Consider the following 23,918-nt stretch of genomic DNA (forward strand, 5'->3'; position numbering starts at 1 on the left):
CCCGCACCAGCCGCGCCCCAGCCGGTAAACCTGCCGGGTAACCGCCACGCTGACGGGCGCGCAGGCGGGTTCAAAGAGGCAACGGGGCAAAGTGTCGGTGGCACCCGGTAGCGTTAGGGCATGACTAGCTGGAGCATGCACCCCCGGGCCGCGTTCGATTTGGAGACCACCGGCAAGGACCCGCGTACGGCCCGGATCGTGACGGCATCCATTGTGATGGTCGATGAAAGCGGCACGCTGACGGACACCTACGAGTGGCTGGCCGATCCCGGCGTGGAAATCCCCGAGGAAGCGGCCGCCATCCACGGGGTCAGCACCGCCCACGCCCGTGAGCACGGGCGTCCGGCGGATGAGGTCACCGCGGAGGTGGGTGCCGTTCTGGCCACCTTGTTCGCGAACAACATCCCCGTCATTGCCTTCAACGCCAGCTACGACTTCACAGTCCTGGCCAACGAGGCTCAACGGCATGAGCTGCCCGAAATCACTCCGGCGCCGGTCATTGACCCGTTCATCTGCAACAAGCATGTTGACAGGTTCCGCAAGGGCAGCCGCACACTGGTTGCCCTGTGCGAGGAGTACGGCATCTCGCTCGAGGACGCCCACACCTCAGCCGCGGACGCCGAGGCCACGCTGCGCTTGGCGGACGCCCTGGCCGCCAAATACAGTTCTTTGCGGATTGACCTGGCCGAACTGCACCAGGCACAGGTGGAGTGGGCGCGGGAGCAGGCCGCCGATTTCCAGCAATATTTACGCCGGGTCAAGGACCCTGTTGCCGTGATTGAGGGAGATTGGCCGGTCCTGCCCTAACCCGGCATGATCTAAATCACACTCGGGGCGGATCGCTCCGGGCGAGAATTGGCGCGTCAATACTGCAGCGTGCCGAGGCTCCTGGCCGGGCCGCCGCCTCCAATGCCGGGCATTATCCGCAGATCCTTTGGCGAAAAGCAATTCTGTGAAGCATTAGTTCGCACGCGCCACATTTTCTATGCGGATGACATAATTTAGTTCCGTGGGTTGAGTTCTGCTATGAATCTCCTGTGAGTTTGCCAAGAGCTCCCCGCCACTCGCGAGACCCCGCCGTCGTGTTACCGGCGTGGGCACCTGATATGAAAGTGAATGCTCCATGAAGAACTCACCCCTGAAGTGGCTCACCGCCGTGCCGGTCGCCGTCGCACTCGCCTTTTCCCTGGCAGCCTGCGGCGGATCTACGGCTACCAGCTCCGGCACGCCCACCGACGCCCTGGCCGGCAGCGACCAGGTGTCGCTGGATAAGTACACCACCGCCGACGTCACGCCCCTGGATAAGATTGATATCTCCAAGCTGGGCCTGATCACCCCCGGAACCATCACCGTCGGTACGCTCTCTGATGCCCCGCCGAACATCTTCATCGACAAGGATGGCAAGTTCACCGGCTACGACAACGAGCTGCTGCGCGCCATGGCCGACAAGCTCAAGCTCAAGGTCGAGTTCAAGTCCACCGACTTCTCCGCTCTCCTCTCGCAGGTGGCCAACAAGCAGTTCGACGTCGGATCCTCCTCGATCTCCACCACTGACTTGCGCCGTAAGACTGTTAGCTTCACCAACGGTTACGACTTCGGCTACATGGCTGTTGTTGCCAAGACCGATTCAGCCGTCAAGGGCTTCAAGGACTTGAGCGCCAAGACCCGCATCGCCGTGGTCCAGGGCACCGTCCAGGACGACTACGTCACCAATACGCTCAAGTTGGACCCGGTTCGCTTCTCGGACTACAACACCGCCTACGCCAACGTGAAGAACGGCCAGGTTGACGCCTGGGTTGCCCCGTCCCAGCAGGCCACCGGCCAGGTTAAGGACGGCGACGGCACCGCCATTGTCGAGTCTGTTGTCAACACCCAGAACTTCACCGCCTACGCTGTGGCCCCCACGAACCAGGCGCTCACCGACGCTCTGAACTCCGCTCTTGATGCCATCATCACCGACGGCACCTGGTCCAAGCTGACCAAGGAGTGGTACCCCACCCGCCCCATGCCCGCTGACTGGACCCCCGGTTCCAAGGCAGCAAAGATCTCCTAAGGAGTCTGCACGTGGACGCATACCAGCAGTTCCTTAAAACATTCTTCGATTGGCAAGCCATGGGGGACGTTGTTCCCCAGATGCTGACCGTCGGATTGCCCAACACGCTGCTCCTGGCCGCGGTCTCGGCAGTACTTGGATCCCTCCTGGGCCTGGTACTGGCCGTCATGGGCATCTCCCGAAACCCGGTTCCCCGGTGGATCGCACGCATTTACACGGATATTTTCCGTGGACTTCCGGCCATCTTGGTCATTGTGGTCATCGGTATTGGTCTTGGTCCGATTATCCGGCAGACAACGGGCATTACTAGCCCCTTTCCGCTGGCTATCTTTGCCCTGACCTTGATGGCGGCCGCATACATCGGTGAGATCTTCCGTTCGGGTATTCAAAGTGTTGACAAGGGACAGTTGGAGGCGTCACGGGCCTTGGGGTTCAGCTACACCTCCGCCATGATTCTGGTGGTGATTCCCCAAGGCATCCGACGCGTTCTGCCGGCCCTGGTCAACCAGCTGATCTCCTTGATCAAGGACTCGTCCCTGGTCTACCTGCTGGGTGTCACGGCGAGCCAGCGCGAGATCTACCGGGTGGCCAATGACTACGCCGCCAACTCCGGAAACATGTCGCCGTTGATCGCTGCCGGCCTGCTGTACCTGTGCCTGACCATCCCGCTCACCCACCTGGTGAACTTCATGGACAAGCGCATGCGGGAGGGCAAGAAATTGAAGCCCGAGCCCGACGACGTCGCCGCAGTAGTTGGAAAGGGCGCCTAAGCCATGAGTGAATTCAAGTCAGGCTCCCTGACAGCTACAAACATCCACCTGGCGTTCGGCTCCAACAAGGTGCTGCGCGGCATTGACCTGCACGTCCCGCAGGGCACCACGGCGTCCGTGATCGGCCCCTCGGGATCGGGCAAGTCCACGCTGCTGCGTGTCATGAACCGGCTGATTGAGCCGGATCAGGGCGACATCTTGCTCGATGGCCGCTCAGTCCTGGCCGATAACCCGGACGAGCTCCGCCGTCGTATTGGCATGGTGTTCCAGCAGTTCAACCTGTTCCCCCACAAGACTGTGGTGGAGAACGTGTCGCTGGCCCTGGCGAAGATCCGCAAAATGCCCAAGGATCAGGCACGTGCCAAGGCCATGGAGCAGCTCGACCTGGTGGGCCTGGCGCACAAGGCCGACGTCCGCCCGGGCAACCTCTCCGGCGGCCAGCAGCAGCGCGTGGCGATCGCCCGCGCACTGGCCATGGAGCCGGAGGTGATGTTCTTTGACGAGGCCACCTCCGCCCTGGACCCGGAACTTGTCAAGGGCGTTTTGGCGCTCATGACGGATCTATCCAAGGGCGGGATGACCATGGTTGTTGTCACGCACGAGATGGGTTTCTCCCGCAACGTCTCCGACACCGTGACCTTCATGGATGGCGGTGTGGTGGTGGAGACAGGCCCCCCGGATGAGCTATTCTCGGCGCCCAAGACCGAGCGTTTGAAGGGTTTCCTCTCCGACGTCCTCTGATCCCCGCGCCCTCCCACCACTCGCTGCGCTCGTGGCGGGTCCCGCGGGCGCATGGGCCCAACAAGTCGCGCATGGGCTCAGCACGTCGCGCGGGCCTCGGGCCCAACGCCCAACAGATTTAGTATCTGACCCGCAGTCGTGGTTTACCCCATGACTGCGGGTCAGCTATTTAAACAGTTTTTCGATTTTCACAGCCGCAACCCAGTGCCCGGGAATACGCTTGGAGTATGTTCCATCAGGAGCCGAAACAGGGCGCGGTGTTCCCCGCCCGCCGGGCCCGGGACGTCTTGGCTCGGGTGCCCGTCTGGGTGTGGCGGCTCTTCATGCACGCCATGAGCAAGGTGGAATTGCGGCACCTCAACGCCGACCCCGTCATCGGTGTCAGGTATTGGCACGACATCGATTTTGTGGGCGATCGGATCCGCTGGCACCGCCTGGATGTCATGGCCCCGTCAACTGCTGGAGGGACCGCCGCTTTACCGGTTTACGTCTATTTCCACGGCGGCGGCTGGACCTCCGGGGACAAGGCCTCCTTGACCAAGTACTGCGCCGGGCAAGCCGCCAGCGGCGTGGTGGTGGTCAACGTCAACTACCGGATGGCGCCGCATTTTCATCTGGGCCATGTTCTGGAGGATGCCAACGCGGCGCTGGCCTGGGTTTCGGTGCACATTGGTGAATTTAGTGGGGACAAGGGGCGCATTGTGCTGGGCGGCGACTCCGCTGGGGGCCAGATTTCTGCACTCATGGCCGCCACCACGTTCCGCCCCGAGCTGGCCCTGCACTACCACTTGGAGCCGGCCCTGCAGCCTGGGCAGGTGCGCGGCCTGGTGCAGCATTGCAGCATCGTAGACTTCTCGGTGTTCTTTGACAAGGGCTTTGTCATGAGCCTGAACTTCATCCGCATGCTGCTGCCCCGTGAGCACGCCGCGGCCGTCCGCCGGCGTCGAAAGGACGTCCCAGAAAAGGCGGGCCATCACAAACTGCGCGAGGCCGCCCACTTCATGTCACCGATCGAATGGCTGGATTCGCGCTGCCCGCCCGTCTTCGTCACCACCTCGGAACGGGACTTCTTCTACGACTCCAACATGAACTTCATCAAGCTCCTGGGCGAGCACGGTGTCAGCGTCGATTCCCTGATCTACGGATGGGGCAGCGCCAACACCGAGCACACCTGGCAGCAAAACTTCCGCTACCCGGAATCACAGGAGGTTTACCGGCGTCTGGAATCCTTCATCACGAAGGTGACCGTTCCGGCCTAAACCCGCTCCAGCGCCTCAAATGGCTCCTCTGGAAGTACGACGACGATTCTCTCGCCTGGGCGGATGGTGCCGCCGCGGCGGATCACACCCATGATGCCGGCCCGCCGAACCAAGGTGCCGGCGTCGTCGTAGCCCACCAACTCCTTGAGCAGCCCCTGCTGGAAATTTTCAATTTGGGCGCAGGGGTTTCGCAGCCCCGTCACCTCCACCACGGCACTCTCGCCCAGGTGCAGACGGGTTCCGCGGGGCAGCGCCAGCAGGTCGATCCCGGTCGTTGTCACGTTCTCCCCCAGGGCGCCTGGTGCCACCGTGAATCCCTTCGCGGCCAGGGCGTCAAAAAGCTCCTGATGCATCAGGTGGACTTGGCGCAGGTTGGGCTGCGTGGGATCCGCACGGACCCTTGAGAGGTGCTGGACGGTGACGCCCTGGTGCGAATCACCGGCCACCCCCAAACCGGCCAACAGTTCAATCTCGGGCACCGTGTGTTTGCTGAAGCGGTGCGTGGTGTCGGTGTGGACGGCCAGAATCTGTGCGTTATGGTTCACGCGCCCAGCCTACGCCCAGCATCCGGCGCGCCGCACACCAAGACGGCGCCAACTCGCCAAACGCCGTCGAAGATGCGCCGTCTGGGCGAGTTGACGCCGTCCTCACGGAATCGACGCGAGGAAACTACGCGGTTGCGGCGGCGGCAGCCTTGGCCGCGCCCGGGAGCGCGTCGAAGATCCGGTTCATGGCGGCGTCATCGTGTGCTGCGGACAGGAACCAGGCCTCGAACACGCTCGGCGGCAGGTACACCCCGGAGTCCAGCATGGAGTGGAAGAACGGGGCGTAGCGGAACACCTCTTGTGCCTGCGCGTCGGCGTAGTTGTGCACGCCGTTTGCCGAGGTGCCAAAGGCCACCGAGAACAGGTTTCCCGCGCGCTGAATGGAGTGGTCCACGCCCTCAACGGACAATGCCGAAGTCAGCGCGGCGGAAAGCTCAAGGGAGCGCGCATCCACGGTTTCGTAGACCGAGGAAGTAGCGGCCGTCAGGGTTGCCACACCGGCGGCCATGGCCACGGGGTTTCCGGAAAGTGTGCCGGCCTGGTAGACCGGGCCCAAGGGAGCCAGGTAGTCCATGACGTCCGCGCGGCCGCCAAGTGCCGCCGTCGGGAGCCCGCCACCAATGACCTTGCCGAAGGTGAACAGGTCGGGGGTCCAGCCCTCGGAAGCACCCGTCATGCCCCAGTACCCGGCCGCACCGACCCGGAAGCCCGTCAGAACCTCGTCCAGGATCAGCAGTGCCCCGTGCGCGGAGGTGATGCGGGACAGGCCTGCGTTGAAGCCCTCCCCCGGTGTCACGACACCCATGTTGGCGGGGGCTGCCTCGGTGATGACGGCGGCAATGCGATCCCCATAGGAGGCAAAGGCTGCCTCCACGGCGGCGAGGTCGTTGTACGGCAGCACCAGCGTCTCGGCGGCGGTAGCGGCCGTGACGCCGGCGGAACCGGGCAGCGCCAGGGTGGCCAGTCCGGAGCCGGCGGCGGCCAGCAGTGAATCCAGGTGGCCGTGGTAGCAGCCGGCGAACTTGATGATCAGGTCGCGGCCCGTGTACCCGCGGGCCAAACGAACGGCCGTCATGGTGGCCTCGGTGCCGGTGGAGACCATGCGCAGGCGTTCGACGCCGGACACGCGCCCCTGCACCAGTGCGGCCAGTTCGCTTTCGGCCGGGGTGGAGGCGCCGAAGCTCAGGCCGTGGTCAACCGCGGTGTGAACGGCGGCGAGCACGTCGGGGTGGGCGTGGCCCAGCAGGGCCGGGCCCCAGGAGCAGACCAGATCCACGTAGTCGCGGCCCTCGGAGTCGGTGAGGTATGCGCCCTTGGCGCTGACCATGAAGCGGGGTGTGCCGCCCACGGAGCCGAACGCACGCACGGGCGAGTTCACTCCCCCGGGCATGAGAGTCTTGGCGCGGTCAAAAAGTTCTTGTGAGCTGGTCATGAAAAATCCTTTGCTTCGGGGATGTCTGGGGCTTAGTTTTCGCGGATCCAGCCGGCCAGCTCGGCTGCCCAGTAGGTGAGGATCATGGTGGCGCCCGCGCGCTTGATGCACAGCACCGATTCCTCGATGGCGCGGCGGCGGTCGATCCAGCCGTTGGCGGCAGCGGCCTCGATCATGGCGTATTCGCCGGAAATTTGGTACGCGGCAACGGGGACCGGGCTCATGGCGGCGACGTCGGCCAGGATGTCCAAATAGCTCATGGCCGGTTTCACCATGACGATGTCGGCGCCCTCGGCCAGGTCCAGTTCCACCTCGTGAAGTGCCTCGCGGCGGTTGCCGGGGTCCATCTGGTAGCTGCGGCGGTCGCCGTCGAGCTGGGAATCCACGGCCTCACGGAAGGGGCCGTAGAACGCCGAGGCATATTTGGCGGCGTACGCCAGCACGGAAACATCGGCGAATCCGGCGGCGTCGAGCGCCTCACGGATGACGGCCACCTGGCCGTCCATCATGCCCGACGGCGCCACCACGTGAGCGCCGGCGGACGCCTGCGCCACGGCCATTTTGGCGTAGATGGCCAAGGTGGCGTCGTTGTCCACCTGGCCGTGCGCGTCCAGGACACCACAGTGGCCGTGGTCGGTGAACTCGTCCAGGCACAGATCGCTCATGACCACCAGGGAGTCCCCGACCACGGCGCGCACATCCCGGATTGCTTTGTTCAGGACGCCGAACGGGTCTAGCCCGGCCGATCCCACAGCGTCGCGGGTGGCGGGGATGCCGAAGAGCATGATGCCGCCCAGACCCAGCGCCACGGCCTCACGCGCGGCGGCGACCAGTGATGCCGTCGTATGTTGCACCACGCCCGGCATGGAGGTGATGGGTTTGGGCTCGCTGAGGTCCTCGCGGATGAACACCGGCAGGATCAGGTTCGCCGCGTCCAGGCGGTGTTCAGTGGCCAGTCGGCGAATGGCTGCGGTGGTGCGCAGTCGGCGGGGGCGGTGTTGGGGGAAGCTCACGTGGCGTATCTTTCCTAGATTACTGGTTGTGTAAATGGTGGTGGGCGGCGCGCAGGGCGGCGACTATCCCGGCCGGGGTGGGGTGCGCAGCCGTGGCGGCAACCGACATCCCCAGCCGCTGCGCCTCGGCCTTAGTTGGCTCACCGATGGCGATCACCCAACAGCTCTGCGGCAGGGGTGCCATGGTGGCGGCAACCCTCCGCGCGGCGCTTCCTGAGGCGAGAACGACGGCGTCGATCAGCCCGGCCTGCACCTGCTCTGCCGCTTGTGCCGGGGTGAGCTGCGGGTAGCCAGCCGGGGGCACGGAGCCCGAGTTAGCAAGTACGGCGTCCAGGCGGCTGCCGGTACGTGCCGGGTAGTCGACCGTTCTATAAGCTGTGAGCACCTCCGTGTTCCAGCCCTTCGAACGGATCCCGTCAGCCAAGGTCGTTTCGGCGAGGTCCGATTGCGGCAACAGGACCTCGCAGCCATCGCCGGGCGCCTGCGGCCACAATGCGAGTAAGCCCGCCGCGGATTGCACGTCCGCAGGTGCCAGAGTGGCCGTGATTCCTTCCGCGGCCAGGACGGCTACGGAGGTGGGCCCAATGGTTGCCACCTGGGTGGTGGCGGGGATGAGCTGCGCCAGCGTGGTGCCGGTACCCTCGCACCACTGCTTCAGGGCCCGCACAGTGGTGATGGAGCTGATGACCAGCCAGCCATACTCCCCCGCGGCCAGGCGCGCCATGGGAGAGGCGAGTACCCGCTGATCCGCCGTTTCAAAGTCGATGAGCGGCACCAAAACCGGCTCCGCCCCAGCAGCAGCCAAGGCATCAGCCATAGCCCCCGCCCGGTCAGCACTACGAGTAACGGCCACGCGAAGCCCCCTGAGCGTGCCCGGATGGGCAGAACTGACTTGTTTGGCCGCGGTCCCGTCTTCGGCGATCGCGCCAAGCGGCGGGTCCGGTGTTTCCGTAGGCGACGTCAGGGAGGCCGAAGGCCGCCCGCGGCCGATGGCCGGAAAGTCGCCGAGGGAATCCCGGTCTTGCCGCGGCGTCCCGTCTGCGAAGGCGCCATCACCGGTTTGCGTCACTTTGCCGAGCCGGCCAGATCTGCCAGGTTCCCTGCACCGTCCGCGAGCAACTCTTCGGCCAGTTCAATGCCGAGCAGGGTTGCGCCAACGGTTGTGAGGCCGTCGGTGGCTTTCTTTACGCGCATGGTGCGGGTGCCGTCGAGGGAGCAGACCACTGCTTCCAGGAACAGCATGGAACCCTTGCGGTAGGCGAAGGCTCCCACGGGGGCGCTGCAGCCGGCTTCCAAACGGGCCAGAAGTCCGCGTTCTGCCGTGATGGCCAGGCGGGTGTCGTGGTGGTCGACGGCGGCCAAGGCCTGGCCAAGAACGCCGGAGAGTTCGGTGTCGGCCGTGCGGCATTCCAGTGCCAGTGCACCCTGCCCGGGGGCGGGGAGCATGACGTCGGCTTCCAGGAATTCGGTGACCGTGTCCAGTCGTCCAATCCTGCCCAGCCCGGCCGCTGCCAGGACGACGGCGTCAAGGTCGGCGCTCTTGCCTGGCACCACATCGTCGGAGGGGTTGCCGGGCAGGCCGGGAACCCGGGCAAGCCGGGTATCGACGTTGCCGCGGATGTCCACGATCGTCAGGTCCGGGCGTGCCGCCAGGAGCTGTGCGGCGCGGCGGGGCGAGCCGGTGCCAACGGTGGCGCCCTGCGGCAGCTCGGCAAGCTTCATGCCATCGCGGGCGCACAAGGCGTCCCTGGCGTCAGCCCGTACCGGCACCGCGGCCAGTGACAGGCCGGGCACGGCCGCCGTCGGCAGGTCCTTGAGGGAATGTACGGCAACGTCCACCCGCGAATCCAGGACGGCGGCCCTCAGCTCGGCCGCGAAGACACCCGTGCCACCCATTTGGGACAACGGGCCGGTGAGGACATCGCCGTCGGTCTTGATGGGCACGATCTCGGCCGTGAAGCCGCCCACGGCACTGAGCTGGTCGGTAATTTGTTGAGTCTGGCTCAGGGCCAGTTTGCTTCCGCGCGTTCCAATTTTCACACTTGCCATTGTTTCAGCCATGAGGGGTTAAGAACCACCCGCAGCGGAGGCGCCCGCGGTGATGAGGCCCACGGTGCTGCCTACTTCGGCAATGACGGGCTTCTCGCCGCGGAAGTTGGCGCAGCAGCCGGGGTTGCAGACGTCGAACCACGGGCCAAGTTTGGTCATGGCGGGGCGCTCTTCAATGTGGTTTTCGATGGTGCGTTCGCAGATCATGTCAACGAGTCCGCGCACAAACTTTTGGTGCGTGCCCGGGGTGGGTGCGCGGTCAAAAGTCAGGCCCAATTCGGCGCACGTTTCTGCCGCCTCCGTGTCCAGGTCCCACAGCACTTCCATGTGGTCGCTGACGAAACCCAGGGGCACGACGACGACGCCCTGAGTGCCAGCGGCAGCCAGCTCGGCGAGAGCATCGTTGATGTCCGGCTCCAACCACGGCACGTGCGGTGCGCCGGAGCGTGACTGGTACACCAGCGACCATCCCTGGGCGGGGTCCACCCGGGCCATGACGGCCTCGGCTGCCGCCAGGTGCTGGGCCACGTAGGCGGAGTTTTCGGCAAATTCGCGCGGCTCCTCCGCCGAGCGTCCGGCGGCTTCGGCGTCACGGGTGGGAATGGAGTGCGTGGCGAACATGACGTGGACTGGTGCGTCAGCGTTTCCGGCGGCGGCCAGCTTGGCCTTGACCTTGGCCAGGGATGCGGCGGTGCCTTCGATGAACGGTTCCACGAAGCCGGGGTGGTCAAAGTACTGGCGCACCTTGTCCACGGCAAGCAGGCCGTCCAGACCCGTCTCGGTCAGTGCCATGCCGATGTCCTCGCGGTACTGGCGGCAGCTGGAGTAGGACGAGTAGGCGCTGGTGGTGACCATGAGCAGACGGCGGTGACCGGCGTCGTACGCGTCCTGCAAAACGGCGGGGATGTACGGGTCCCAGTTGCGGTTGCCCCACAGCACGGGCAGCTCGATGCCGCGGGCGGCCAGTTCGGCCTCCAGCGCGGCCTTGAGCGCACGGTTTTGAGCGTTGATCGGGCTGATGCCACCGTTCTTGCGGTAGTGGTGGCTGACCTCTTCAAGGCGCTCATCCGGGATGCCGCGACCGCGGGTGACGTTGCGCAGGAAGGGGATGACGTCGTCTTGGCCCTCGGGGCCGCCAAAGGAGGCAAGTAAGATCGCGTCGTAGTGAGCCGGTGCGGAGACGGGCGCGCTCATCGAAGAACCTCGGCAACCTCGGCTGCGCTGATGCGCCGGCCCGTGTAGAACGGCACTTCCTCGCGGACGTGCAGGCGGGCGTCTGAGTAGCGCAGGTGGCGCATCATGTCGACCAGATCGGTGAGGTCATCGGCTTCCAGACCCAGCAGCCATTCCCAGTCGCCCAGGGCGAAGGCGGAGACTGTGTTGGCCAGAACCTGCGGGAATTCCCGGCCCATCATGCCGTGTTCGCGCAACATCCGGCTGCGGTCCTCGGCGGGCAGGATGTACCAGTCGTAGGAGCGCACGAACGGGTAGACGCACACCCATCCCTTGGGCTCGTTGGGGCCCATGTAGGACGGGGCGTGGGACTTGGCAAATTCGGCTTCGCGATGCACTCCCATGGCGGACCAGGCGATGTCCGTGTTGGCGAACAGTTCGGTGCGGCGGATGGTGCGCACTGCCTGCTGCAGCCCCTCCGGACTAGGGCCCACCAGCCAGATCATGACGTCGGCGTCGCTGCGCATGGCCGAGACGTCGTAGGCTCCCCGCAAGGTGATGTTCTCGGCGGCAAGTGCGTCCACCTGCGCCTGGAAGCTGGCAGCGGCGCCATCGCCGGCGGTGAAGGAGCCGGTACGCTTGAACACGGTCCACAGGGTGAACGGCGTGGTCAGAGCTGCGTCAGGCTCAGAGGTTTTGGTGACAGATTCAGAGAATGTGTGGCTCATGGGTTCCAGTGTGCACCCAAGCTTCACCAAAACTGAAACCAACCTTCTCTACAACGCGTAGAAAGTGACCAACATCACTTCACTGCCTTGCTGTCAACCAGGGCCCTCAGCCGCCTTCGTGTTCCGGCAACCACGGCCGCCAAGCCGTTGCCGTGCATCCAGCCACCCGTCACCACCAGCCCCGGCATCTTGTTCACCAACGCCTGGATCTGGGCCATTTTTCCCTGGTGCCCGACGGCGGCAAACGGCAGGGTGCCTTTCCACCGGACGACGTCGGCACCCAGCAGGTCCGCGTCACCAAGCTGAACACCAAGCAGTTTGGTGGCATCGGCAAGCGCCGTCGCCACCAGCTCCGCGTCGTTGACCGGGCGGGCCGTGAGTCGCACGGCGTCGGCCGCGGCAACGCCAGCCCGGCCGTAGGAAAGCCGCAGCACGTGCGTGCCGGGGCCGGTGGATTCGGCAAGCCAGTCCCACTTGGCTGTGGCATGCGTGAGCGCTTTAGCCGAGATGCCAGGGGTTTGCGGCGCCACGAGGACGCCGGTTCCGCGCGGCTTTGAATCAAGCTCGGGCACGTCCACCACCAGCGTGACCAGGCGAATGTCAGGCCCCGGGGCGGGCGCGAACGGCAAGAGTTCGGGTATTTCAGGGCCCAGCAGATTCACGGCGGTGGGCCCGTCCGTGGCGAGAACCAACACGGCCGCCGTCTCCGCGCCGGTATCGGAGCCATGCTTCCACTCGACGCTCCAGTGCGCGGGGGCGCCGCCGTCGCGCTTTGACCGCGGGGAGGCCTCGGCAGATTCGTGCCGGACGGCGGTGATCGCATAGCCCAGGTGCAGCGCCACCCCGGCGTCGCGCAGTTGCCTCACGAGCGCGTCGACCATGGTGTGCATGCCCCCGGCCAGCCCTGCCACGGCAGATCCCGGCTTGCCATCCGGTGATCCCACGGCACGTTGGGCCGCCACAGCGGCGGCGAGTGATCCGTGCTCGCGGATGCCCGCCCTCAGGCCTGGGGCCACCATGTCGATGTCAAGAACTTCGGGATCGGCGGAGTGAACCCCCGCCACCACCGGGGCAACCAGCCTTTCCAGCACGCGTCGGCCCATCCGTGCGCGCACCAGCTCCGCCACGCTGGAAACCGCCTCGGAGGTGCCCACGCTGGCCGGCATGGTGGCATCCAGTGACGCCCGCAGGATGCCGGCCTTGCCCAGTGCCGCGCGGACCTCGGGGGCGTGCAGGTCCGAGGGTATCCCCAGGATTCCGGTCCGGGGCAGCGGCACCGGCCCTTCCGGGAGCCAGACCCAGGCCCCGGCCGGATCGGGGCTGACAATGTTGGCTCCAAGACCCAGTTCCGCCAGCAGATCGGCCACGGCGGTGTTTCGTGTGGCGAACGATTCCGCCCCGCTATCCAGCACCACCCCAGCCACCTCGTGGACGCCCACGCAGCCACCCCAGGTGGGGGCGGCGTCGTACACGCTCACCGCAAAACCGGCGGCTTGCAGATCCTTTGCAGCGAGCAGTCCGGAAATCCCGCCGCCCACCACAATGGCGCGTTCCGGGGTTGGCGCGTGGGTCTGCGGATGCTTGCTCTGGTCCATGGGTCTCTCCTTGCGCGATGGGCGGGGTGGGTGGAGGCGGGTTACGGTTCGATCGAGTGGATCAGTTCAACCAGGCGGGTCAGCACCGCCGGGTCGGTTTCCGGCGGGACACCGTGGCCCAGGTTGAGCACATGCCCGGGCGCGGCGGACCCGGCGGCGATGACCTCGCGGACGTGCGCCTCGAGCACCTCCCACGGCGCGCTGAGCAGCGCCGGGTCAATGTTGCCCTGCAGCGGCACCGTACCGCCCAGCCTGCGGTTGGCTTCATCCAGCGGCAGCCGGTAGTCCACGCCCATGACGTCCACGCCGACGTCGTGCATGGCACCCAAAAGTTCCGAGGTGCCGGTGCCAAAGTGGATCAGCGGGACGCCGAGGTCCCGGACGTGGTCCAGTGCCCGGGCCGACGCCGGGGCCACATGGTTGGTGTAGTCGGCCAGTCCCAGCGACCCAGCCCAGGAGTCGAAGAGCTGACCGGCGCTGGCACCGGCCTCGATTTGGGCGCGCAGGAATTTCCCCGAGGCGTCCGCGGCCCAGTCCAGCAGCGCCTTCCAGACCTCCGGCTGAGCGTGCATCATGGTGCGCGGGCCCAGATGGTCCCGGGACGGGCGGCCTTCCACCATGTAGGCGGCCACCGTGAAGGGCGCGCCGGCGAAGCCGATGAGCGGAGTGTTGCCCAGTTCGGCGACGGTGAGTGCCACAGCTTGCCGGATGGGCTCCAGGGCGGCGTCGGTCAGCTCGGGGAGGTTGGCTACGTCCTCGGCGGTGCGGATCGGCTTTTCCAGCACGGGGCCCACGCCCGGGACGATGTCCACGCCAACGCCGGCCAGCTTGAGCGGGATGACGATGTCGGAGAAGAAGATGGCGGCGTCCACGTCGTGGCGGCGCACCGGCTGCAGCGTGATCTCGGCGGCCATGGCCGGCTTGAGGCAGGATTCGAGCATGGTGGTGCCCACGCGGAGCTCACGGTACTCCGGCAGCGAACGGCCGGCCTGGCGCATGAACCAGACGGGCCTGCGGCTGGGTTTGCCGCCCCGGTAGGCGGTGATGAGCGGGGAGTTGGCGGTGCGTCCATCGTTCAGGGGATGGCTGGGGCTCAGTGTCATGGCACCACCCTACAGAGCAAACCTTGCAAGTTTTTGTGCACAAGTTGTCGCCAATACAGAGCCTCGGAATGCGTGCAGCGTAACGAGCATCACAGATACTTGCTGACAAATAAGGTCATCCTGTCCATAAACTCCCATGTTAAAGGTCTACGATATTGGCATTGTGGTTCTTTTCTCTCTCGTTGCCTCGCACTCCGCCATTGACCTGGAAACCGTTGCCCGCCTTAGCGCCGGGGCCGCGGCCGTCGGTGCTGAGGTGGTGTCCGCCGAGAACGCCGTCGCCGGCCTGGTTACGCTGGCCACCTGCAACCGCTTCGAGCTTTATGCCCAGGCCCGCAGTGCCGACGACGTCGAATCTGCGCGCAGCAGTCTCATCGCGGCTGTCAGCGCCCACTCCGGCCTGGCCGAACACCAGGTCTCCAACGCCTTGGCCACCCAGCAGGGGACGGCAGTTCCCCGGCACCTTTTTGCGGTCAGCACCGGCCTGGAATCGGCTGTGGTGGGGGAACGGGAAATCGCCGGACAGGTGCGCAGGGCGCTAAGTTCGGCCCAGGATCAGGGCACCAGCACCCCCGCCCTTGTCCGGCTTTTCCAGGCGGCTTCCAAGACGGCCAAGGACGTCGGCGCGCAGACCGCCTTGGGGCGGCGCGGCATGTCGATCGTGTCCGTAGCCCTGGATTTGGCCACCGACCTTCAGGATGCCCGCTCGCTTGCCGGCAAGACCGCCGTTCTTTTTGGCACGGGGGCCTACGCCGGTGCCGCCATGGCCCAGCTGGCCCAACGCGGTTGCACCGATATCCGGGTCTATTCCGGATCAGGACGCGCGGAAGCCTTTGTTGCCTCACGTGGCGGAGTCGCGTTGACTGACGCCACCTTGCCGGCAGCCCTGGCCGACGCCCACCTGCTTTTGGGTTGTAGCGGTTCGGACCGGCAAGTCTCTGCCGGTGACTTGGCACAGGTGCGCCACGGCCTTTCCCCCCAGTTGACTGTCATCGATCTGGCCCTGACCCATGACTTCGCCGCGGACGTGGCGGACCTCCCCCACGTGGACCTGCTCACCCTTGAAACCGTTCGCCAGGCCGCACCGGCGGAGCAGGAATCCACCCTGGCCGAGGCGGCCGGCCTCGTGGCCGATGCAGCCAGCAATTTTGAGCACGCCCAAAACGCCCGGTCCCTTGACCATGCGATCGTGGCGCTGCGCCGGCACACCATGGGCGTACTGGATAGCGAAATTGCCAAGATCCGCGCCCAGCATGGCTGCACGGCGGCCACCGCTGAAGTCGAGCTTGCCATGCGCCGCATGGTCAAGCAGCTACTTCACGTGCCCACCGTCCGCGCCAAGGAATTGGCCGCGTCGGGCGACACTGAGGGTTACCTGGCGGCCCTCAATGCGCTGTACGGCATCAAGGTTGAACCGGCCGCTGTGGTCCAGCGCGCCGCCGCCGTCCTGGAAGTCGCGCCGCCTGACGCTGCCTCGGCGTAATTGCGCCGGTGATGCCTGGCTCGGATTCCGTGACCCGTGAGCTGTGGCGTCTTAGATTCCTCTAAGCCACCACAGCTCACCACTCACGCCCGGTTATGCGAAGGCGTTGACCTTCGTCAGCTCGGCCGACAACGCCCAGAGCCGCGCGGCACCTTCGGGGTCGATGGCGTGGGGGTCGACGCCGGCGAAGCGAGCCAGCGGTGATTGCGGATCGGTGGGGCGCGCAATGTCACAGTCCTCGCAATAGACTCCGCCCATGCCGTCAAGGCGTGCAGAGGTGGCCGCCCAGACCGAGGTAGCCGCCCCTTGCTCCGGCGTTTTGAAGCCCTCCCGGACATTCCCGGCCTCGTCCATCCAGCCAGCCGCCACCATTTCCTCGCGCGCCAGATGGCGTTGAAGCTCGGTCATGATGCCCCCGGGGTGCACCGCGAAAGCGCGCACGCCATGGTCGGCACCGAGTTTGTCCAACTCCACGGCGAACAGGCTGTTGGCCGTTTTTGCCTGGCCATAAGCCTGCCACTTCTCATATCCGGTGGTGAAGTGGGGATCGTCAAAATGGATGCCGGAGATCTTGTGCCCCGTCGAGGACAGCGAGACCACACGGGCGCCGCCGCGGGACAGCACCGGCCACAGCGCATTGGTCAAGGTGAAATGGCCCAGGTGGTTGGTGGCGAACTGCGCCTCCCACCCCGGGCCAATGCGTGTTTCGGGGCAGGCCATGATCGCGGCATTGTTGATCAGAATGTCCAGCCCCCGACTCGAGGCGAGGTACCCCTTGGCGAACGCCTTCACGCTCGCCTGGTCGCCCAGATCCATAGCCCGCACATCCACCAGCTCCAGGCCGGCTGCGGCCAGCACCTCTCGGGCGTGGGTGGGTCTGCGTGCGGGAACCGTGACGGCCACCCCTGCCCCGGCCAGCGCCCTGACGGTTTCCAGCCCGAGTCCCGAATACCCGCCCGTCACGATGGCTGAGCAACCGCTCAAATCAACCCCGGCGAGAACCTCCGAGGCCGTACTGCCGTGCCCAAAACCGGATCCGATAGGCTGCTGTGGCGTCTGCGCCCGGGCCTGATGAGTCATGGAATGCCCCTTTTCACCGAGTGTTTTTACATCTTCAGCGAAATTTACTCCAGTCTGCCGCTTTTGTCGCTAGCCAGCCAGGCATCGATCCCTCCCTCAAGATGGACGACGTCGGCATACCCCGCCGCGCGCAGGCTCGCCAATGCCTGGGCCGAGCGGGCGCCGGACTTGCAATGCAGGATCAAGGGCACGCCGCGGGGAATCTGCGCCAACGCCGAACCGTCCTTTATACCTCCCACGGGAATCAGCAGGGACCCGGCGATGCGGGAGATCTCAAATTCCACCGGCTCACGCACATCAATGAGAAGGAAGTCCTCGGTTCCTGCGTCTCTTCCCGCCAAGCGGGTGGCGAGTGTTGGGACAGTGATGAGATCGCCGTCGTTCTTCTCCGCCGGAAGGATGCCGCAAAAGTAGTCGTAGTCGATGAGTTCGGTAATAGGGGCAGCCTCGGGATCCTTGGCGATGCGAATTTCACGCCAGCGCGAGCTGAGAGCATCGAAAATGAGGAGACGGCCCAGCAGTGTTTGGCCAATACCGGTGATGAGCTTGACGGCCTCGGTGACCATCATGGCGCCGATGGAGGCGCACAGCATGCCAAAGACGCCGCCCTCAGCGCAGGAGGGGACGGTCCCCGGCGCGGGCGGCTCCGGGTAAAGGTCGCGATAGTTGGGACCGAACTTGTCCCAAAATACGCTAACCTGCCCGTCAAAGCGCAGGATGGAGCCCCACACATACGGTTTTCCCAGCAGGGTCGCGGCGTCGTTGACAAGGTAGCGGGTGGAGAAGTTGTCGGCGCCGTCGAGGATGACGTCGTAGCCGGCAAAGAGTTCCAGCGCATTCGATGCATCAAGCCTGACAGGGTGCAGCACCACATTGACACCGGGGTTGATGGCGGCAAGGGAATCCCTGGCCGATTCCAGCTTGGTCCGCCCAATGTCCGACACGCCGTGGATGACCTGGCGCTGGAGATTGCTCAGTTCCACGGTGTCGTCGTCAACGATCCCCAAGGTGCCCACACCGGCCGCCGCCAGGTAGAGCAGTGCCGGGGATCCCAGTCCGCCGGCGCCAATGACCAGAACCTTGGCATTACGCAGGCGCCGCTGCCCCTGAAGGCCAATCTCGGGAATGAGTGCGTGGCGGGAATAGCGCTCAAGTTCCTCCGGGGTCAGCGGCGGGCCCGGCTCAACCAGGGCGGGCAAGGAATGCACGGGATTGTTGGTCAGTGGCGCAAGCAAGGAAACCATACTTAATAATCTAGTCCTGCCTGCCGCCTTTGGCTTGTTACCGGTAGGTACAATGGCATGGATCCTGCCCGTGGATACAATGCTGGCGGACAAAGTGAAAGGCACGCACCATGACTTTGGAAACCCCTTCCGGGGAACACCCCGCGCGCCGCACCCCCTTGACCCGGTTGCCCCGTGACGAACGCCGCGCCCAACTTCTGGCGTCCGCCCTGCAGGTGTTTGTCAGTAACGGTTACCATGGCGCTGCCATGGACGAGATTGCCGATACCGCGATGGTCAGCAAACCCGTTTTGTATCAGCATTTCCCCAGCAAGCGGGACCTGTACTTGGCGTTGCTTGACAGCCACCTGCAGTCATTGACCACGCTTCTGCTCTCCGCCTTGAACTCGACCACGGATAACAAGCAGCGCGTCCAGGCAACCATGAAAGCCTATTTTCAGTTCATGGCCAACGACGACCAGGCCCACCGTCTGGTGTTTGAATCCGATCTTGTCAACGATCCGGAAGTAGCGGCACGGCTGGAGAAGTTCAATTCCGAATACGGCGATGCGATCGGCGCAGTCATCGCCGAGGACACCAAATTGGCTCCCCTGGAATCGGCGCTATTGGGCCGGGCCTTGGCGGGCATGGCGCAGGTCAGCGCCCGCTATTGGCTGGAAGCCAACGGGGACCTGGACATCGACGTTGCCAGCGAGCTTGTCTACCGTTTAGCTTGGCGCGGAATTAGCCGGTTCCCGAAGGAATCCTAAGCGGCTGCGCATAGAGTTGCTGATACCTATATTTTGCACGTTTGCACCGAGGAGACACCTGTGGAAATCAAGATTGGCATTCAAAACGTTGCCCGCGAAATCATCCTTGAGTCAGAGCAAAGCTCCGACGAGGTTGCCGCGGCTGTTTCCGAGGCACTGGCCAAGGGCACGGAGCTCCGCCTGACGGACGAGAAGGGCCGCGTCATTATTGTTCCCGGCAACGCCTTGGGGTACGTTGAACTCGGTGGCGAGAAGGCTCGCAGCGTAGGCTTCGCCGCGCTCTAGGCGTCCGCTTTCACATCGTTTGGAACACAAGGAAATAGGAAACTTCATGGTTGCTGTGGTCATTATTGCGTTGACGGCCGGTGCCTTTGGCGCGCTTGCCTGGGCTGTTGACAAGTATCGCAGCACCTTTGGAGCGGTGCTTCCTGCCGGTGCCGCCATCGTTGGTGCCTTGGTGGTTTGGATGATCACCATGGCGATTGGCCTGGACGGTTCATCGGCGACGGCGTGGATCCCCTGGATTCTCTCCATGGCCGTTGGTGGCGTGGTGGCATGGGCCACCGCCGGTTTTGTGGGCCGCACACGCCACGCCCGCTTTGTCCAAAGGACCACAGAGATCTTGGCAATGCACTAAGGCGCCAAAACTCAGCAGCCAGTTCTCCTATGCGCAGGACCCGTCAGCGGGTCCTGCGCATAGTGGTTTATGCGCCAAACTCACTGGCGAGTCCTGCGCATAGCGCACCAGAAACGGGAAAGATCGTCCTCACGGCATACTTTGGCACTAGGCGCCTCTGTTGCTCTCGCGGCTGAACTGATAGCTTGCTACGTAATCGTTGCGTAAATGATCGTGATGATATTGATCTAATTGCAGCATGGTCTCAACGCGACGATGTTCCCCCGCGTGCGGAGCATGCGTCAGGGAGGACACCATGGGCAATGCCTCGATTATCGACGTTCATTCGCATTTTCTACCCAGCTGGTACATCGAGGAGGCTGTTGCGGCCGGGCACCTCACGCCCGACCGAATGCCTGCCTGGCCTTCGTGGAGCGTTGAGGATCATCTTCGCATGATGGACACGCACGGCATTGAGCGCTCCATTCTCTCCATTTCGTCACCGGGGGTCCACTTCGGAAGCGATATCCATGCACTTGCGCTGGCCCGGCGTGTCAACGAGTTCGCCGCGGACCTAGTTGCGGCTCGGCCAGAGCGTTTTGGGTTTTTTGCGGCGCTGCCCTTGCCGGCCATCGACGGTTCACTACGCGAAATTGCCTATGCCCTCGACACCCTCGGCGCAGAGGGTGTGGCAATTGAGTCAAATGCTGGTGGAAAATACCTGGGAGACGGGTTATTTGAACCAGTGTGGGCGGAGCTTGGCCGGCGGCACTCCCCCGTTTTCATCCACCCAACTTCCCCTGCGGGAACCGATCCCGCTGCGCAGGGCCCACCGCTCCCCATGATCGATTACATGTTTGACACCACCCGAACCATTATCGACCTTGCCTTGTCCGGGGCGCTGGGCCGGCATCCCGGGATGCAGGTGATCGTCCCCCACAGCGGGGCATTCCTGCCCACGGCTGTCGACAGGGTGGAGTTGTTTCAGTCCTTCATGCGGTCGGGGCTTCCCGCCGATCACCCCGCGCACCAGCTGGGCGACCTTCATGAAATTCTCCGGGGGCTCTGGTTCGACATGGCCGGTACCCCGTTTCCAACGGCGGTCAAGGCGTTAAAGAGTTCGGTAGGGACCGATCATCTGCTGTATGGCAGCGACTTCTGCTTTACGCCGCCAATACTGGTAGCCCGGCAGATCGAGACGCTCGATGCCGCGTGGGCCCAGATATCCGATACGCCTTGGCGCGAGCTCACTACAACGAACGCGCTAACGCTCTTCGCGGCTAGCGCAAGCATCAAACAAGGATAGGTCTAGACATGTCCCGCATAGACTCCATGAGTGTCGATCTCACGGCCGGGCCGATAGTTCTTAGCGGCGCAACTATCGTGGACACCCGCGATGGAACCCGCACCTCCGGCCAAGACATTGCCATCAAAGATGGCCGCATTCTCGACATTGTTTCAACGTCAACATCGCCGTCAGAAACCGATGCGGAACGCATCGAAGCCACCGGCATGTTCGTGGTGCCCGGATTCTTAGATATGCACGCCCACCCACTGGAATCCAAGGACCCAGAGGGTGCCCTCGCACTCATGTTGGCCTTCGGGGTCACCGGATTCCGGCAAATGTCAGGATCCCCGGCCATGCTCGCCAAGCACCAGCACGAGGCCTCTGCATCAAGCGGGCGGGCCCCTTCGGTAGTGGCTATGCCCGGATCGCTACTAACGCCGGCAAATGCCGCGACGGCGGCCATGGCCGTCGCTGAGATACGCAAGCAAAAGGCGGCCGGTGCCGATTTCATCAAGGTCGGCATGACGTCCACCCAGGTGCTCTTCGCGGCGCTGGCCGAAGGGCGACGGCTTGGGATTCCCGTTGGAGGCCATCTCCCGGCGACTACTGATGTCGCTGCGGCCGCTGTTGCCGGCATGAAATTCATTGAACATCTGGGACCAGGCCCGGCATTGTTGGCGGCCTGTTCCGATGATGAGGTTGCAGTACGCAAGTCAATCGCCGCCCGTCCGCAGCTTAAAGTCCCTCCTTTCAAGATTCCGTTCCTTGAAAAAATCATGGGGGGTGCCATTCGCAAGAGAATCGTCAACCCGACGTCCGGGGCTGCCGATGCCGACATAGCGATTCTTGCGCGCCTGGTCAGCACCTTCAGCGAAGAAAAAGCTACCGCCCTTGCGGCGGTCTTCGTCTCCAATGGAACATGGCAATCACCCACACTCATCCGTGAGCGCACCAGCCAATTGTGCGATGACCCGGAATTCAGCAGCGACCCAAACCTTCGCTATGTGGACCCGTCAACGGTGAAACTGTGGCAGGACACAGCTAGAGAATTCGCTGCACGTCCACTGGGACAGCGCGCCACGTATCAAGACTTGTACGCATTGCAGTGCAGGATAACGAAGCTCTTCGACGACGCCGGAGTGAAGATGATTGCCGGGAGTGACGTGACTGGCGCCGTGTGGGAAATCCCAGGGTATTCCTTGCACCAGGAATTCGATGAGCTGGCACGCGCAGGACTCCCACCTCTGCGGATCTTGCAAATGGCAACGCTCAATGGCGCAGAGTTCTTAGGCAAAAGTGCCGACCTTGGGACGGTGACTTCCGGCAAGGCGGCAGATCTTGTCCTGCTGAGCGCCGATCCACTCGAATCCGCGCAGAACCTGCACTCAATTGCCGGCGTCGTACGCTCTGGAAGATACCATTGCCGCGCGGACCTGGAAACGCTGAAGGACCGCCTAGCCGCCTCGCGATCCATCGTCTAGAGAACTCAACCGGCGGCCGTGGCCAGCATGGCTAGCTGGGGAGCGTTCCGGAGGCGAGGAGGTCGTCCGTGGTCTGTTCAAGGTGATGCACGAGCACCGCTTGGGCTTGGGCGCTCTTGCGTGCCGTGGCAAGTTCCATCAGTTCGCGATGCTCCGCGGCAATGTCCCGGTCCATGCCGTGGACGCTGGCCCCGGATAGCTGCCGGTAGATTTCGGCGCCATCACGCAGTGACCGGGTCAATGCCAAAAGTCTAGGGTTTCCACACGCCGAGACAAGGGCCTCGTGAAAGGCCGTGTGCGCCTCGCTCCATTCTTGCGTGCTGCCCGGAGAACTATCGTCGCGGAGCGTGGCCCGTTCAAGGACATGATGGGCGGAGATAACTTCCGCTTCCCAGCGGACGTCGCCGGACTCGATCGAACGCCGTAAGGCATCTGCTTCAAGCATGGTGCGCAGCTCGGTGATATTGACGACGTCGGCGCGTGAAATTTCGATAACACGGTAGCCCTGGTTGGGTGTCCACACCGCAAGATTATGTTCGGCCAAGCGGCCAAGTGCCTCCCGCACCACGGACATCGATCCGTCATAGGCCTCTGCGAGCGCTGCCAGTCGAAGCGGGGTCCCGGGACTCAACACGCCGCGCAGGATGTCAGCGCGCAAGGTGTCGTGGAGCTGGGTTGCGCGGGTCATGGCTTTGGTTGCTTGCATGACCCCATGCTAATACGCATTCGTCACGAAAGTGTAGATTATCGAAAATCCATTGACATTACGTAAATTCTGGGCTGGTATTGCACCATCACTCAACGGAGAGGACAACCCATGCCCATCGAACACAGCAACTACTTCCGCAACCCGAAGCCCCGCCCCCTAACCGTCCCGAAATTGCACCACGCTACCTTCATGACCATGGATGTGGACGCCATGGTGAATTTTTATGAACTTGTCTGCGGCCTTCAGCCCGTGTACTACGCCGAACATGCCGCGTGGCTCACCAACGACGAGGCAAACCACCGAATCGCCTTGCTGCGCCTGCCCGGCACTCACCCACCGGTAGACAAGCCCCACAGTGCAGGTTTGCACCACACTGCTTTCGAATACGCCACCTTCAACGAATGGCTGGATAATTACATCCGCCTCCGTGACCAGGGCATTGTGCCAACCATCTGCCTGGACCACGGCATGACCATGTCCATGTACTACGCGGATCCCGACGGAAACGGTGTTGAGATCCAGGTTGATGCGTTTGGTGACTGGGGCATGTCCAAAGAGTGGATGTGGGCGTCACAGGAATTCTCTGAAGATCAGATTGGCCCCCAGTTCGACCCTGAACTTCTCGTTCAAGCACGTCGAAACGGCCTGGACCCCGATGAGATCCACCGCCGAGCACATGCCGGGGAATACCTTCCGGAGGTACCACGCGCCGAGCTCACCTTCGCTGACCCCTGGCCGGCCAGAATTGAAGCAGACCCCACCCTTACCGAAGGGGTACCTTTCCCTCCCATGCCGACGGAGTCCTAG

Annotated in this window: 24 protein-coding genes; 12 read left to right on the forward strand and 12 right to left on the reverse strand. The window is 64.0% G+C overall.

From position 1 onward, the window contains the following. Nucleotides 1–120 precede the first annotated feature (120 nt). The 5 genes from CXQ94_RS10735 (at nt 121) to CXQ94_RS10755 (ending at nt 4,823) form a co-directional block, all read left to right on the forward strand. Complete coding sequence (locus CXQ94_RS10735; protein ID WP_104089748.1) at nt 121–807, forward strand: 3'-5' exonuclease; 687 nt, start codon at nt 121–123, stop codon at nt 805–807. 316 nt (nt 808–1,123) lie between these two features. Beyond that, complete coding sequence (locus CXQ94_RS10740; protein ID WP_104089750.1) at nt 1,124–2,053, forward strand: ABC transporter substrate-binding protein; 930 nt, start codon at nt 1,124–1,126, stop codon at nt 2,051–2,053. Between the two features lie 59 nt (nt 2,054–2,112). After that, entirely contained in the window at nt 2,113–2,823 is a 711-nt protein-coding gene (locus tag CXQ94_RS10745) for an amino acid ABC transporter permease (protein ID WP_104089983.1), read from the forward strand. A 3-nt stretch (nt 2,824–2,826) separates the two neighbouring features. Beyond that, the gene (locus CXQ94_RS10750) at nt 2,827–3,564 is read left to right on the forward strand and encodes an amino acid ABC transporter ATP-binding protein (protein WP_104089753.1); all 738 of its coding nucleotides are present in this window, start codon (nt 2,827–2,829) and stop codon (nt 3,562–3,564) included. A gap of 227 nt (nt 3,565–3,791) precedes the next feature. Then, nucleotides 3,792–4,823, forward strand: coding sequence for an alpha/beta hydrolase (locus CXQ94_RS10755; protein ID WP_258067002.1), 1,032 nt, complete (start codon nt 3,792–3,794; stop codon nt 4,821–4,823). Here CXQ94_RS10755 and CXQ94_RS10760 read toward each other — a convergent pair. The 9 genes from CXQ94_RS10760 to hemE all read right to left on the reverse strand — a co-directional run bounded on the left by CXQ94_RS10760 (nt 4,820) and on the right by hemE (nt 14,461). Further along, nucleotides 4,820–5,368: an MOSC domain-containing protein gene (locus CXQ94_RS10760; protein WP_219817025.1), complete on the reverse strand. Its 549-nt coding sequence runs from the start codon at nt 5,366–5,368 to the stop codon at nt 4,820–4,822. The two genes, CXQ94_RS10755 and CXQ94_RS10760, sit on opposite strands and share 4 nt — an antisense overlap. Before the next feature lie 124 nt (nt 5,369–5,492). Further along, a complete protein-coding gene (gene hemL / locus CXQ94_RS10765; RefSeq protein WP_104089756.1) occupies nt 5,493–6,800 on the reverse strand; it encodes a glutamate-1-semialdehyde 2,1-aminomutase in 1,308 nt (435 codons plus the stop codon). A 32-nt stretch (nt 6,801–6,832) separates the two neighbouring features. Continuing rightward, nucleotides 6,833–7,813 carry a porphobilinogen synthase gene (gene hemB / locus CXQ94_RS10770; RefSeq protein WP_104089759.1) on the reverse strand — a complete coding sequence of 327 codons (981 nt, stop codon included), beginning with the start codon at nt 7,811–7,813 and terminating at the stop codon, nt 6,833–6,835. Between the two features lie 19 nt (nt 7,814–7,832). After that, a complete protein-coding gene (locus tag CXQ94_RS10775; protein ID WP_258067005.1) occupies nt 7,833–8,882 on the reverse strand; it encodes a uroporphyrinogen-III synthase in 1,050 nt (349 codons plus the stop codon). Continuing rightward, complete coding sequence (gene hemC / locus CXQ94_RS10780; RefSeq protein ID WP_104089762.1) at nt 8,879–9,862, reverse strand: hydroxymethylbilane synthase; 984 nt, start codon at nt 9,860–9,862, stop codon at nt 8,879–8,881. The genes CXQ94_RS10775 and hemC overlap by 4 nt, the downstream gene beginning before the upstream one ends. A gap of 18 nt (nt 9,863–9,880) precedes the next feature. Continuing rightward, entirely contained in the window at nt 9,881–11,056 is a 1,176-nt protein-coding gene (locus CXQ94_RS10785; RefSeq protein ID WP_104089764.1) for a ferrochelatase, read from the reverse strand. After that, entirely contained in the window at nt 11,053–11,763 is a 711-nt protein-coding gene (hemQ, locus tag CXQ94_RS10790; protein ID WP_104089766.1) for a hydrogen peroxide-dependent heme synthase, read from the reverse strand. Before hemQ ends, CXQ94_RS10785 begins: the two co-directional genes overlap by 4 nt. A 74-nt stretch (nt 11,764–11,837) precedes the next feature. Next, entirely contained in the window at nt 11,838–13,358 is a 1,521-nt protein-coding gene (gene hemG, locus CXQ94_RS10795) for a protoporphyrinogen oxidase (RefSeq protein ID WP_104089768.1), read from the reverse strand. A gap of 41 nt (nt 13,359–13,399) precedes the next feature. After that, nucleotides 13,400–14,461, reverse strand: coding sequence for a uroporphyrinogen decarboxylase (hemE, locus tag CXQ94_RS10800; RefSeq protein WP_104089770.1), 1,062 nt, complete (start codon nt 14,459–14,461; stop codon nt 13,400–13,402). Nucleotides 14,462–14,624: 163 nt separating this feature from the next. Between hemE and CXQ94_RS10805 the strand changes: the two genes are divergently transcribed. Continuing rightward, nucleotides 14,625–15,944, forward strand: a complete 1,320-nt coding sequence (locus CXQ94_RS10805; protein WP_104089993.1) for a glutamyl-tRNA reductase — start codon at nt 14,625–14,627, stop codon at nt 15,942–15,944. 93 nt (nt 15,945–16,037) lie between these two features. Here CXQ94_RS10805 and CXQ94_RS10810 read toward each other — a convergent pair whose 3' ends face one another. Both CXQ94_RS10810 and moeB read right to left on the reverse strand, forming a co-directional pair. Then, a complete protein-coding gene (locus CXQ94_RS10810) occupies nt 16,038–17,024 on the reverse strand; it encodes an SDR family NAD(P)-dependent oxidoreductase (RefSeq protein WP_104089773.1) in 987 nt (328 codons plus the stop codon). A 44-nt stretch (nt 17,025–17,068) separates the two neighbouring features. Beyond that, entirely contained in the window at nt 17,069–18,268 is a 1,200-nt protein-coding gene (moeB, locus tag CXQ94_RS10815) for a molybdopterin-synthase adenylyltransferase MoeB (RefSeq protein ID WP_181034168.1), read from the reverse strand. A gap of 110 nt (nt 18,269–18,378) precedes the next feature. Here moeB and CXQ94_RS10820 point away from each other — a divergent pair, with 110 nt between their 5' ends. The 5 genes from CXQ94_RS10820 to CXQ94_RS10840 all read left to right on the forward strand — a co-directional run bounded on the left by CXQ94_RS10820 (nt 18,379) and on the right by CXQ94_RS10840 (nt 22,402). Further along, on the forward strand, nt 18,379–19,017 hold the full coding sequence (locus tag CXQ94_RS10820) for a TetR/AcrR family transcriptional regulator (protein ID WP_104089776.1): 639 nt from the start codon (nt 18,379–18,381) through the stop codon (nt 19,015–19,017). A 60-nt stretch (nt 19,018–19,077) separates the two neighbouring features. Continuing rightward, nucleotides 19,078–19,302, forward strand: a complete 225-nt coding sequence (locus tag CXQ94_RS10825; protein ID WP_104089778.1) for a DUF3107 domain-containing protein — start codon at nt 19,078–19,080, stop codon at nt 19,300–19,302. A 46-nt stretch (nt 19,303–19,348) separates the two neighbouring features. Further along, complete coding sequence (locus CXQ94_RS10830; RefSeq protein WP_104089780.1) at nt 19,349–19,654, forward strand: hypothetical protein; 306 nt, start codon at nt 19,349–19,351, stop codon at nt 19,652–19,654. Between the two features lie 295 nt (nt 19,655–19,949). Then, complete coding sequence (locus CXQ94_RS10835) at nt 19,950–20,939, forward strand: amidohydrolase family protein (RefSeq protein WP_104089783.1); 990 nt, start codon at nt 19,950–19,952, stop codon at nt 20,937–20,939. Nucleotides 20,940–20,947: 8 nt separating this feature from the next. After that, nucleotides 20,948–22,402 carry an amidohydrolase family protein gene (locus CXQ94_RS10840; protein ID WP_104089786.1) on the forward strand — a complete coding sequence of 485 codons (1,455 nt, stop codon included), beginning with the start codon at nt 20,948–20,950 and terminating at the stop codon, nt 22,400–22,402. A 31-nt stretch (nt 22,403–22,433) separates the two neighbouring features. Here CXQ94_RS10840 and CXQ94_RS10845 read toward each other — a convergent pair whose 3' ends face one another. After that, a complete protein-coding gene (locus CXQ94_RS10845) occupies nt 22,434–23,108 on the reverse strand; it encodes a GntR family transcriptional regulator (protein WP_104089789.1) in 675 nt (224 codons plus the stop codon). 111 nt (nt 23,109–23,219) lie between these two features. Between CXQ94_RS10845 and CXQ94_RS10850 the strand changes: the two genes are divergently transcribed. Then, nucleotides 23,220–23,918 carry a VOC family protein gene (locus CXQ94_RS10850; protein ID WP_104089792.1) on the forward strand — a complete coding sequence of 233 codons (699 nt, stop codon included), beginning with the start codon at nt 23,220–23,222 and terminating at the stop codon, nt 23,916–23,918.

The sequence above is a fragment of the Arthrobacter sp. GMC3 genome, assembly GCF_002929305.1.
Lineage (GTDB): Bacteria > Actinomycetota > Actinomycetes > Actinomycetales > Micrococcaceae > Specibacter.

Coding starts and splice junctions, on each gene's coding strand:
- CXQ94_RS10850 (WP_104089792.1), top strand. CDS start 23,220: ATGCCCATCGAACACAGCAACTACTTCCGCAACCCGAAGCCCCGCCCC.
- hemE (WP_104089770.1), bottom strand. CDS start 14,461: ATGACACTGAGCCCCAGCCATCCCCTGAACGATGGACGCACCGCCAAC.
- CXQ94_RS10755 (WP_258067002.1), top strand. CDS start 3,792: ATGTTCCATCAGGAGCCGAAACAGGGCGCGGTGTTCCCCGCCCGCCGG.
- CXQ94_RS10740 (WP_104089750.1), top strand. CDS start 1,124: ATGAAGAACTCACCCCTGAAGTGGCTCACCGCCGTGCCGGTCGCCGTC.
- CXQ94_RS10745 (WP_104089983.1), top strand. CDS start 2,113: ATGGGGGACGTTGTTCCCCAGATGCTGACCGTCGGATTGCCCAACACG.
- moeB (WP_181034168.1), bottom strand. CDS start 18,268: ATGGTTTCCTTGCTTGCGCCACTGACCAACAATCCCGTGCATTCCTTG.
- hemQ (WP_104089766.1), bottom strand. CDS start 11,763: ATGAGCCACACATTCTCTGAATCTGTCACCAAAACCTCTGAGCCTGAC.
- CXQ94_RS10750 (WP_104089753.1), top strand. CDS start 2,827: ATGAGTGAATTCAAGTCAGGCTCCCTGACAGCTACAAACATCCACCTG.
- CXQ94_RS10845 (WP_104089789.1), bottom strand. CDS start 23,108: ATGCAAGCAACCAAAGCCATGACCCGCGCAACCCAGCTCCACGACACC.
- CXQ94_RS10735 (WP_104089748.1), top strand. CDS start 121: ATGACTAGCTGGAGCATGCACCCCCGGGCCGCGTTCGATTTGGAGACC.
- hemG (WP_104089768.1), bottom strand. CDS start 13,358: ATGGACCAGAGCAAGCATCCGCAGACCCACGCGCCAACCCCGGAACGC.
- hemC (WP_104089762.1), bottom strand. CDS start 9,862: ATGGCAAGTGTGAAAATTGGAACGCGCGGAAGCAAACTGGCCCTGAGC.
- CXQ94_RS10840 (WP_104089786.1), top strand. CDS start 20,948: ATGTCCCGCATAGACTCCATGAGTGTCGATCTCACGGCCGGGCCGATA.
- CXQ94_RS10835 (WP_104089783.1), top strand. CDS start 19,950: ATGGGCAATGCCTCGATTATCGACGTTCATTCGCATTTTCTACCCAGC.
- CXQ94_RS10810 (WP_104089773.1), bottom strand. CDS start 17,024: ATGACTCATCAGGCCCGGGCGCAGACGCCACAGCAGCCTATCGGATCC.
- CXQ94_RS10820 (WP_104089776.1), top strand. CDS start 18,379: ATGACTTTGGAAACCCCTTCCGGGGAACACCCCGCGCGCCGCACCCCC.
- hemL (WP_104089756.1), bottom strand. CDS start 6,800: ATGACCAGCTCACAAGAACTTTTTGACCGCGCCAAGACTCTCATGCCC.
- CXQ94_RS10830 (WP_104089780.1), top strand. CDS start 19,349: ATGGTTGCTGTGGTCATTATTGCGTTGACGGCCGGTGCCTTTGGCGCG.
- CXQ94_RS10785 (WP_104089764.1), bottom strand. CDS start 11,056: ATGAGCGCGCCCGTCTCCGCACCGGCTCACTACGACGCGATCTTACTT.